This is a genomic window from Magnetococcales bacterium, from assembly GCA_015231925.1.
In the GTDB taxonomy this organism is placed as follows: Bacteria; Pseudomonadota; Magnetococcia; order Magnetococcales; family JADGAQ01; genus JADGAQ01.
Genome location: JADGAQ010000003.1, coordinates 17,566 through 27,323 on the forward strand (window position 1 = coordinate 17,566; position 9,758 = coordinate 27,323).

General features: G+C 61.5%; 8 protein-coding genes and 1 pseudogene. 3 read left to right on the forward strand and 6 right to left on the reverse strand.

Features of this window, described 5'->3' with window-relative positions; all coding sequences use genetic code 11:
- Positions 1–94: 94 nt before the first annotated feature.
- The 6 genes and pseudogenes from HQL56_00745 to HQL56_00770 all read right to left on the reverse strand — a co-directional run bounded on the left by HQL56_00745 (position 95) and on the right by HQL56_00770 (position 5,656).
- Positions 95–1,024: a retroviral-like aspartic protease family protein gene (locus tag HQL56_00745; protein ID MBF0308042.1), complete on the reverse strand. Its 930-nt coding sequence runs from the start codon at positions 1,022–1,024 to the stop codon at positions 95–97.
- Positions 1,017–3,278, reverse strand: a complete 2,262-nt coding sequence (gene clpA / locus HQL56_00750; protein ID MBF0308043.1) for an ATP-dependent Clp protease ATP-binding subunit ClpA — start codon at positions 3,276–3,278, stop codon at positions 1,017–1,019. Before clpA ends, HQL56_00745 begins: the two co-directional genes overlap by 8 nt.
- 35 nt (positions 3,279–3,313) lie before the next feature.
- Positions 3,314–3,622, reverse strand: coding sequence for an ATP-dependent Clp protease adapter ClpS (clpS, locus tag HQL56_00755; protein ID MBF0308044.1), 309 nt, complete (start codon positions 3,620–3,622; stop codon positions 3,314–3,316).
- A gap of 56 nt (positions 3,623–3,678) precedes the next feature.
- On the reverse strand, positions 3,679–4,386 hold the full coding sequence (locus HQL56_00760) for a class I SAM-dependent methyltransferase (protein ID MBF0308045.1): 708 nt from the start codon (positions 4,384–4,386) through the stop codon (positions 3,679–3,681).
- Positions 4,387–4,413: 27 nt separating this feature from the next.
- Complete coding sequence (locus HQL56_00765) at positions 4,414–4,623, reverse strand: hypothetical protein (protein ID MBF0308046.1); 210 nt, start codon at positions 4,621–4,623, stop codon at positions 4,414–4,416.
- Positions 4,620–5,656: pseudogene (locus tag HQL56_00770) on the reverse strand (DUF1016 family protein). The gene HQL56_00765 and the pseudogene HQL56_00770 overlap by 4 nt, the downstream one beginning before the upstream one ends.
- A gap of 423 nt (positions 5,657–6,079) precedes the next feature.
- Here HQL56_00770 and HQL56_00775 point away from each other — a divergent pair.
- From HQL56_00775 to HQL56_00785, 3 genes are read left to right on the forward strand one after another with little or no spacing between them, the layout of a single operon-like run.
- Positions 6,080–7,198: a bifunctional glycosyltransferase family 2/GtrA family protein gene (locus HQL56_00775; protein ID MBF0308047.1), complete on the forward strand. Its 1,119-nt coding sequence runs from the start codon at positions 6,080–6,082 to the stop codon at positions 7,196–7,198.
- Positions 7,199–7,229: 31 nt separating this feature from the next.
- The gene (locus tag HQL56_00780) at positions 7,230–8,627 is read left to right on the forward strand and encodes a cobalamin-dependent protein (GenBank protein ID MBF0308048.1); all 1,398 of its coding nucleotides are present in this window, start codon (positions 7,230–7,232) and stop codon (positions 8,625–8,627) included.
- Positions 8,628–8,637: 10 nt separating this feature from the next.
- Entirely contained in the window at positions 8,638–9,639 is a 1,002-nt protein-coding gene (locus HQL56_00785) for an Rpn family recombination-promoting nuclease/putative transposase (protein ID MBF0308049.1), read from the forward strand.
- Positions 9,640–9,758 lie beyond the last annotated feature (119 nt).

Here is a 9,758-nt window from a genome sequence, read left to right on the forward strand (position 1 = left end):
GGTCAACGGCGAAAGGAAACGTCGTGGGGCGTTGCCCCACACCCCACCGGGGGGGATAATCCCCCCCGGACCCCCGTTTATCGGAACAGATACCCTACTTTTTCGGTCTGCTCCCTCCCGAAGCCTCCACCGATTTCTCCGCCGCCCGTTTGAGGGTGTCGAGACCACCGGCAGCACCTTCCCCGCCCGGTTTGGCGGCCTTCTCCTCGGCGTGGCTGGCCAGAATCAGCATGTTGCGTTTGCTGTCCAGTCGCCAGTTCCCCAGCTTTTCCAGAAACGACATGCCCAGCAACGGCGGAGCGTAGAGATCCTTGATCACGCCTTCCACCCGCGCCACCTTGCGGCTGCCCACCTGAATCACGTTGAAGGTGCAGCGCTTGGCCTTGCTCTTGGACCCGTCGGCAATGGTCACCTCCGTGGCGGGAAGTTCCTGATAGGTCTTGGCGTCGAAGATGCGCCCGGCGATCTCGGCAGGGATCGAAACACCGCTGGCTCCGGTGTCCAGCACGAAACGCACCTCCTCCTTGTTGTTGATCTTGGCCCGGATGTAAAAGGTATTGCCCTCCCGCTCCAGGGGAATCTCCTCGATCTCGTTGCGGCTGACGCTCTCCTTGCACTGCGGAGTCCGCTGCACGATGTGCTTTTCCTGTTGTTTCTCAATGTGGTAGCAGGAGTTGCGCTTGATCTCCTTGCGGGTGCCGTCCAGATCCAGCACCACCGCGTCGGCTTCGATGCGTTCCACCCGCGCCCCGTTGGGCAGCCGCTGCCCCACTTGCACCCGTACCCCGTTGATCATGGCCAGGGTGTGGCTTTCGGAACGCAGAATCATGTCGAGACGCAACTCGTTCCAGTTGATCTGCCGGGTCGTTCCCGCAGGCAGTTCCTCGCTACCTTCGGAGGAGCGTTCCGCCGGGGGAATGTAGTTGTCGGGGCGGGTGGGGTCGTCCAGACCGTTCACATCGACTGCGGCGACCTGCAGAGGCAGCCCCAGGAGCAGGATCAACAGTGCCGGACGTTCACGCACCGTCTTCCTCCCGGGAGGAGACCTTGAGGGCGAGTTGGCCCGCCTCCACCGATACCGATACGGAACCGCCTTTCAACAGTTTGCCGAAAAGCAGTTCGTCGGCCAGGGGACGGCGCAGCTTTTCCTTGATGAGGCGTTCCATGGGACGGGCCCCGTTCGACTTGTCGTAACCGTGGTCGGCCAGCCACTGCCGCGCCTCCGGCTCCACCGCCAGATCGACCTGCCGGTTCTCCAGATGGGCTTCCAGATCGAGCAGGAACTTGTCCACCACCCGCAGAATGGCCTCCGTTCCCAAGGGGGAGAAGGGCACGATGGCGTCCAGCCGGTTGCGGAACTCCGGGGCGAAGAGGCGTTGAATCTCCTTCATCTCGTCGGAGGCGTGATCCTGCACCACGAAACCCATGGAAGGGCGTTGCAGATCGGAGGCCCCGGCATTGGTGGTCATGACCAGAATAACCTGACGGAAGTTTGCGGGTCGACCGTTGTTGTCGGTCAGCCGCCCGTGGTCCATGACCTGCAACAGCAGATTGAAGACGTCGGGATGGGCCTTTTCGATCTCGTCGAGCAGCAGCACGCAGTGGGGATTCTTGGTGACCGCGTCGGTGAGCAGCCCCCCCTGATCGAATCCCACGTATCCCGGCGGTGCGCCGATGAGGCGGGAGACGGTGTGGCGCTCCATGTATTCGCTCATGTCGAAACGGGTCAGGGTGATGCCCAGCTCCCGGGCCAACTGTCGCGCCAGTTCGGTTTTGCCCACCCCGGTGGGGCCGGAGAAGAGAAAGGCGCCGATGGGACGCTCCGGATTGCCCAGTCCCGAACGGGAGAGCTTGATGGCCTCGCAGACCCGTTCGATGGCCCCTTCCTGACCGAAGATGACCCGTTTCAGGCTGGCGTCGAGGTTTTTCAACACCTCCTGATCGTTTTGGGAGACGGAGCGGGGCGGGATCTTGGCCATGCGGGCCACCACCTGTTCCACTTCGTGAACCCCGAGGCTCTTTTTGCGCCGGGAAACCGGCAGCAGCCGGTTGGCCGCGCCGGCTTCGTCCAGCACGTCGATGGCGGCGTCGGGCTGCCGCCGGTCGTGGATGTGACGCCGGGAAAGCTCCGCCGCCGCCCGCAGGGCGGGCAGGGAGTACTTGATCTCGTGATGCTCCTCGTAACGCGCCTTGAGCCCTTTGAGAATCAATACGGTCTCTTCGAGATCGGGTTCGTCCAGATCGATCTTCTGGAAACGCCGCGCCAGGGCGCGATCCTTCTCGAAGATGCCGCGATACTCCTCGAAGGTGGTGGAGCCGATACAGCGCAACTGACCCGAAGCCAGCAGCGGCTTGAGCAGATTGGAGGCGTCCATCACGCTGCCGGTGGTGGACCCGGCTCCGATGACGGTGTGAATCTCGTCGATGAAGAGGATGGCCCCCTCATGGGCTTGCAGGGCGCGCAGCAAGCCTTTCATGCGGGCTTCGAAGTCGCCCCGGAACTTGGTTCCGGCCAGCATGGCCCCCATGTCGAGGGCGAAGAGGGTGGCGGAACGCAGCAACTCCGGCACCTCGCCGTTGACGATGCGCAGGGCCAGTCCTTCCACCACATGGGTCTTGCCGACGCCGGCGTCGCCGACGAAGAGGGGGTTGTTCTTGCGCCGCCGACAGAGAATCTGGCAGGCGCGCACGATCTCCTCGTCCCGCCCGATCAGGGGATCGACGCGGCCTTCCCGGGCTTGTTGATTGAGATTGACGGCGTAGAGGGCCAGAGGATTGGTACGCGATTCGCCGGGTTGCGGGCCTTCGGGAGAGGGGTTTTCCACGGTATCGCTATCGAAATTCTCGTGGCCCACCCCGTGGGAGATCAGGGATTGCACCTCCAGCTTGGTGACGTTCTGCTGCTCCAGGAAGAAGACGGCGTGGGACTCCTTCTCATTGAGAATGGCCGCCAGGACGTAGGCCCCGGTGACCAGGGTCTTGCCCGCGTTCTGCACCTGATGCACCGCCCGCTGGATGACCCGCTGGAACCCCACCGTGGGAATGGTGTCGATCTCCTGGGTGCTGCGGGCCACCATGGGCACCCGGGTGGCCAGAAAGTTGTCCATGTCCCGAGCCAGTTGGGGGATGTCGCAGCCGCAGGCCAGGAGGATCTCGCTCACCTCGGGGTTTTCCAGCAGGGCCAGCAGCAGATGCTCCACGGTGGCGTACTGGTGGCGACGGTCCTGGGCGACTCGCAGGGCCCGGTTGAGGGAGGATTCCAGATGTTTGCTGATCATGGGGTGGCGTCCTCGAAGCGTGGATTCACAGGCTCTCAGGCCTTTTCCATGCGACATTTCAGGGGATGATCGGCGTTGCGCGCCAGGGCATGCACCTGGTTCACCTTGGTTTCGGCGATATCCCGGGTGTAGATGCCGCAGAGGCCCTGTCCCTTGTGGTGAATGTTCAACATGATGGTGGTGGCCTCCTCTTCCGATTTCTGAAAGAGGCCCATGAGCAGATCCACCACGAAATCCATGGGGGTGAAGTCGTCGTTGAGCAGCACGACCTTGAACAGGGACGGCTCTTTGACCCGTGTTCGGGTCAGGGTCTCTTCATCGGTGCGGGAGGAGTGGCGACTCATGGACAGGCCTTTTGATCAGGATGGTTCAACGCAGCGGACTGACCGGTACAGTATACTCAAGTTCGGGTCAGGCAAGCCAGCAGGTTCTTTCCGAGGGGCGGGGAGACGAGGCCTTCGAGGCTTCGGGTCAGGGGTACGCCCACCCGGTCGTAGAGGCGGGTGGCCCGCGGATCGAAGCGGGTGGAGCCGGCCAGGGTGTTGACCAGCCACCAGGGCAGGATGCCCAGCAGATCGAAGTAGTCCAGCCGCTCGATGGTGAACCCGGCCTCTTCGGCCAGACGGCGCAAATTATGCCGGGTGTAGCGGCGGAAGTGGCCCAGCTCCCGATCCAGCCGGGAGAAGAGGAAGGGCAGCGCCGGCACGAAGAGCAGCAGTTGACCGCCGGCGGGCAGCCGCTGCCGGATGGCTCGCAGGGTGGCGGCATCGTCTTCGATGTGTTCCAGCACGTTGACCATGACCACGCAGTCGGGGCGGGGCACGGCGGCATCGGCCAGGAACGAGGCGGCATCGCCGGCGTGCAGGGTGACGCGGGGTTGGTCCGCGAAACGGCGTTGCAGGGCGCGATGCAGGTTGGGGGCGGGCTCCACCAGGTGCAGCCGCTCCACATGGGGCAGCAGGAGTGCCGAAATGGCCCCCAGCCCCGCGCCGATCTCCCAGCAGCAGCCCCGCAGATGGGGGCGGAAACTGTCGAGAATCCACTGCTGATAGTTGGGCAGTTCGGAGAGAACTTCCAGATCGTCGCCGTCGTAGGAAAAATCCGCCATGGGGTCATACTCTCCGTGGTTTGCCGATCATGCCGCCACCTCGTGGATGCTGCCGTGGCGGTCAGAGTAGCTTTGGTGAAACGGGTCGAACACTTGGCCCCTGGCCTCTGCTCGCCGACTGCCGGAAGAACCGAACGGTTCGTTCCCGGCGCAACGGGGTGGCTTGAGCGCCGTTGTCGAAAGTCCGGGGGCGGGGCGCTCCATCGGTGGTTTTTCGTCGAAGTCGCGGGCTGTCACGGGTGTTGCTCCGCTGCCTCGGCGAGGGCCTGCTCGATGGCCTCGATGCTGGGCAGACTGGTTTGCAACTCGGCGGGCAGGGCCTCGATGAGTTGATATTCGGCCACTCGCATGGGTTGGCTGGAATCCCGCAGGGCGTATTCGGCCACCACCTTGTTCTTGCTCTTGCACAGCAGCAGGCGATGGTCGGGCCGTCGTGGGCGTTGCGCATCAGGGCATCCACCGCCGTCAGATAGAAGCCGAGTTGTCCGGCATGTTCCGGTTTGAACTCCCCCGCCTTGAGTTCGAGGACCACGAAACAGCGCAGCTTGAGGTGGTAGAAGAGCAGATCGAGGAAGAAATCCTCTCCGCCCACCTCCAGATGCACCTGTCGTCCGACGAAGGCGAAACCCGCGCCGAGTTCCAGCAGGAAATCGGTGATGTGGCCGACGATGGCCTCTTCGAGGGCGCGTTCCTGGGCCTCTTCGCCCAAGCCGAGGAAATCAAGTCGGTAGGGATCCTTCAGCGACTCTCTCGCCAGGTCGGACAGGGGAGCGGGCAGTTGGGTCGAAAAGTTGGTGATGGCCTGGCCGCTACGCTCGCGCAACCGGGTTTCGATCTGGATCACCAGCACATTGCGCGACCAGCCGTGTTCGATGGCCTTGGTGGCGTACCAGCGGCGTTCCTCCCCGGTTTTCAGCTTGTCGAGCAGGGCGAGCTGGTGATACCAGGGCAATTGTGCAAGCACCTCTTGCACAAATTCGCCATCCGGCCAGGCTTCGGCAAAGGAGCGCATGTACTTCAGGTTGCGCGGCGAAAAGCCCTTCATCTCCGGAAAGGCGCTGCGCAGATCCTGCGCCAGCCGCTCGATGACCTTGGCTCCCCAGCCTTCCCGGTTTTGCCGAGCAAGAATATCCCGTCCGATCTGCCAGTAGAGCCGCACCAGCTCCCGGTTGACGGCCAACGTCGCCCGTTGCCGGGCGCTGTGGATGCGGGTTTTGAGTTCCGTCAGCCAGGCGGCGTAGTCGGCGGGCAGGGGGATGATGTCAACCATTGCGGGCGGCCTTCAGGTCCGAATTGGCGCGAAACGGGTTGAAAGGCGCGTTTCCGGGGTTGCGGCGGGGGTGTCTTTTTCGCGCATCATCCATCTCCTGGGGGAAACAAGCTCTTTTGACTTTCAATATGTTATCTTTTAAGTATCAAAAAAAGAAAATGTTCTGTCCTTTGACTTTCCATTTTTAATTCAGAAAAAAATATCAAGCAAATAATTTAATCATGTATTTTCGTTAACGAATAATTGAAAAGGTCAAAAGATAGAACATTTTCTTTTTTTTGATACTTAAAGGATAACATATTGAAAGTCAAAATATTTCCAGAATTGCCCCGCCCACTTCCGGTGAAAGTGCTTTTCAAGGCTTGCAACTCATGCCAATATGATGATCCGAACCAGTGTATCCTCTTTGGGAAACGGATGGCTATGGAAGATGCGTTGAAACAGAGCACGCTCTTAAGTATTGTGATACCGTGCTACAACGAAGAGGCGACTCTCGAAAGCTGCGTGAAGACGGTGCTGGCCATCGCCGATGCCGCTTTGCGGTTGGAAATCATCATCGTGGATGACGCCTCCAAAGACAAGAGCGGCCTGATCGGGCAGGAACTGGCGCAGCGTCACCCCGAAATCACCTACCTGCGTCACGAGCGGAACCAGGGCAAGGGCGCGGCCCTGCGTACCGGATTTCAACGGGCCACCGGCGATTTCGTCGCCGTGCAGGACGCCGATCTGGAGTACGATCCCCAGGATTTGAAGCAACTGCTGGGACCGCTGATTTCCGGACGGGCCGACGTGGTTTTCGGCTCCCGTTTCCTCTCCGCCGGAGCGCACCGGGTTCTCTACTTCTGGCACTCCCTGGGCAACCGCTTCCTCACCTTCATCTCCAACATGTTCACCGATCTGAGCCTGACCGACATGGAGACCTGTTACAAGGTCTTCCGCCGCGAAGTGATTCAGGCCGTGACCATCGAGGAAAACCGCTTCGGCTTCGAGCCGGAGATCGTGGCCAAAGTGGCCCACATGCGGCTGCGCATCTACGAAATGGGCGTCTCCTACTACGGACGCACCTACGCTGAAGGCAAGAAGATCGGCGTCAGGGACGGGTTCCGGGCCTTGTGGTGCATTTTTTATTACAACGCCTACCAGATGCCGCTTCCGTTGCAGTTTCTGGTCTACCTGTTCATCGGCGGTGTTTCGGCGGGGGTCAACCTGCTGTCGTTCCACCTGGCCTATCGGGGAGGAATGACCCTGGCCTGGGCGGTGGGCGTGGCCTTCGTGCTGGCGGCGGTGGTCAACTACCTGTTGTGCATCCTGCTGCTTTTTCGTCACAAGGCGCGCTGGTCGGCCCTCGGGGAGCAGGTGGCCTTCTGGCTCTTCGCCGGCTTTATCGCGCTGGTGGACCAGTTCATCACCCACAGCCTGGTGAGCATGGGTATGGAACCCCTGTCGGCCAAATTCGTCGGAGCGGTCGGTCTGGTTCTGGTCAACTTTCTGGGACGGCGCTATCTGGTCTTTCCGTCCCCCGGTTCCAAACCCTGGCAATAGCCGGATTGCCACCTCATCAAGGAGTCCGCCCGTGCGCTGCTGTCTGATCAATCCCCCCTGGCAGGTGCGACAGGGCAATATCTGGAGCCAGATTCGCGCCACCATGCCGCCCCTGGGCCTGTTGTACCTGGCCGCCGTGGCCGAACAGGAAGGGGTCGAGGTCACGGTGTGGGACTTCCAGGCCGAACTCCTGGGTTGGGAGGGCATGGAAGCCCGCATCCGGGAGCAGGCCTTCGAGGTTTACGGCATCACCGCCACCACGCCGCTGGCCAAGAACGCCTATCGCCTGGCGGGGCTCATCAAGAAATACCATCCCCACTCCCGGGTGATTCTGGGCGGGGTGCATTGCAGCGCCATGCCGGAAGAGGCCCTGGCCCAGGAAGCCGTCGATGTGGTGGTGCGCGGGGAAGGGGAGGATATCTTCCTGAAATTGTTGCAAAACACCCCGTTGCACACCCTGTCGGGCATCTCCCATCGGGTCGACGGCCAGGTGCGCCACCAGGGGCCGGATGCCCTGGTGGAGGATCTCGACCGCTTGCCCGTTCCCGCCTTCCATCTGGTGCAACTGGCCCGCTACAAACCGGCGGTGGGGGCCTACAAACGTCTGCCCGCCATCAACATGACCGCCACCCGCGGCTGCCCCGGCAAATGCACCTTCTGCAACTCCGCCTCCATCAAACTGCGCAAACGCTCGGCGGAACGGGTCTTCGAGGAGATGGCCCTGCTCTCCCGCAAGTACGGCATGCGGGAGATCGCCTTCTACGACGATACTTTCACGGTCTTCCCCTCCAACATCAAACGGTTGTGCGATCTCCTGGAGAAAAACCGCATCGATCTGACCTGGAGCTGCTTCGCCCGGGTCGATTGCGTCAACCGGGATCTGCTCGCCGCCATGAAGCGGGGCGGCTGCCATCAGGTGATGTTCGGCGTGGAATCGGGGGATCCGGAGATTCTGAAAACCATCAAGAAGCCCACCCCCCTGGTCAAAAACAGCGAAGCGGTGCAGATGTGCCGGGAGGTGGGTTTGACCTCGCGCTGCACCTTCATGTTCGGCAATCCCGGTGAAACCGAAGAGACCCTGGAGGAGACCATTCGCTATGCCATCGCGTTGGATCCCGATCTGGTGGTCTTCAACATCACCACACCCTATCCGGGCACGGAGATGTTCGACTGGGCCAAGGAGCGGGGCTACCTGCTGACGGAGGATTGGGATGACTACGATCTGTCGAAAACGGTGATGCGCCTGCCCACGGTCTCCCCGGAACGGCTGGATCTCTTTCTGAAAGAGGGCTACCGGCGCTTTTATCAGCGTCCGACGGTGGTCTGGCGCAAGGTCAAGCAGTTGAGCTCCTGGTCGGAGTTGAGCAACCTGGCCCAAGGCGGGGCCAGCCTGGTGCGCTATTTCCTCTCCAACGCCCTCAAGGCGTGAAACGGACACCGTGAGCGACCTTTCCCAACCCCATGACCGGCTGTTCAAGGCGCTGATGTCCCATCCGGAGACGGCGGGAGCCTTGTTGCGGGAGTATCTCCCCCCGGAGGTCGCGGGCTTGCTGGGGCCGGACGATCCGGAGTCGATCAGCGAGAGCTTCGTCAGCCAGGAGTTGCTGGCTCTATACTCGGATCGCGTTTTTCGCAGCCGGACGATTCACGGCAAAGAGCTCTATTTTTACACCCTGATCGAACACAAAAGCTATCCGGACCCGCGCGTCGGCCTGCAGTTGGGGCGGGGCATGATGGGTATTCATGAACTGGAAGCCCGAAAAAATCCCCAATGGGAATCGCTGCCGCCGGTTATCCCCTTCGTTCTCTACCACGGCGAGGCGGAATGGCGGATTCCGGGCGAATACCGCGCCGTGATGGACGCGGACCCGGAATTGCAACCCTATCTGATGAATTTTACCTATATACTGATCAACCTCGGGGCCGTTCCGGACGGACGACTCTCTCGCAATGCCCGTCTGCGGGCCGGATTGCTGGCCCTGAAATACGGCACCCGCAACCCGGAGGCCCAGTTGCAGGCCCTGCAATGCATCGTCGAGGCGTTGGTCGAAGCGCCGGAGTTCGCCATTCCGGTGATGATTTACCTGTTGAACACCTTCCCGACGCTGGATCATAATAGAGTACACGATATCGTGGCGCAGCTCTGTCCGCAGGAGGAAACCGAGATGATGTCCCTTTTTGCCCGTGAAATCGTGGAGCGCAACAAACAGACCTGGTTGCAGGAGGGCCGCCAGGAGGGCCGCCAGGAGGGCCGCCAGGAGGGCCGCCAGGAGGGCCGCCAGGAGGGCATGGCCGAATTCGTGCTGGACTTGTTTCAGGATCGTTTTGGTTCGCCGCCGGAGTGGGTCTGTTCCCGCATCGCCGGCGCGGATCTGGAGGCTCTGAAAATATGGAGAAAAAGGATTGTCGTGGCGGAGAGTGTGGAAGAGGTCTTTCAATAGACTTGCGAGGAGGCCGAGATGATGTCCCTTTTCGCCCGTGAAATCGTGGAGCGCAACAAACAGGCCTGGTTGCAGGAGGGCCGCCAGGAGGGCCGCCAGGAGGGCCGCCAGGAGGGCCG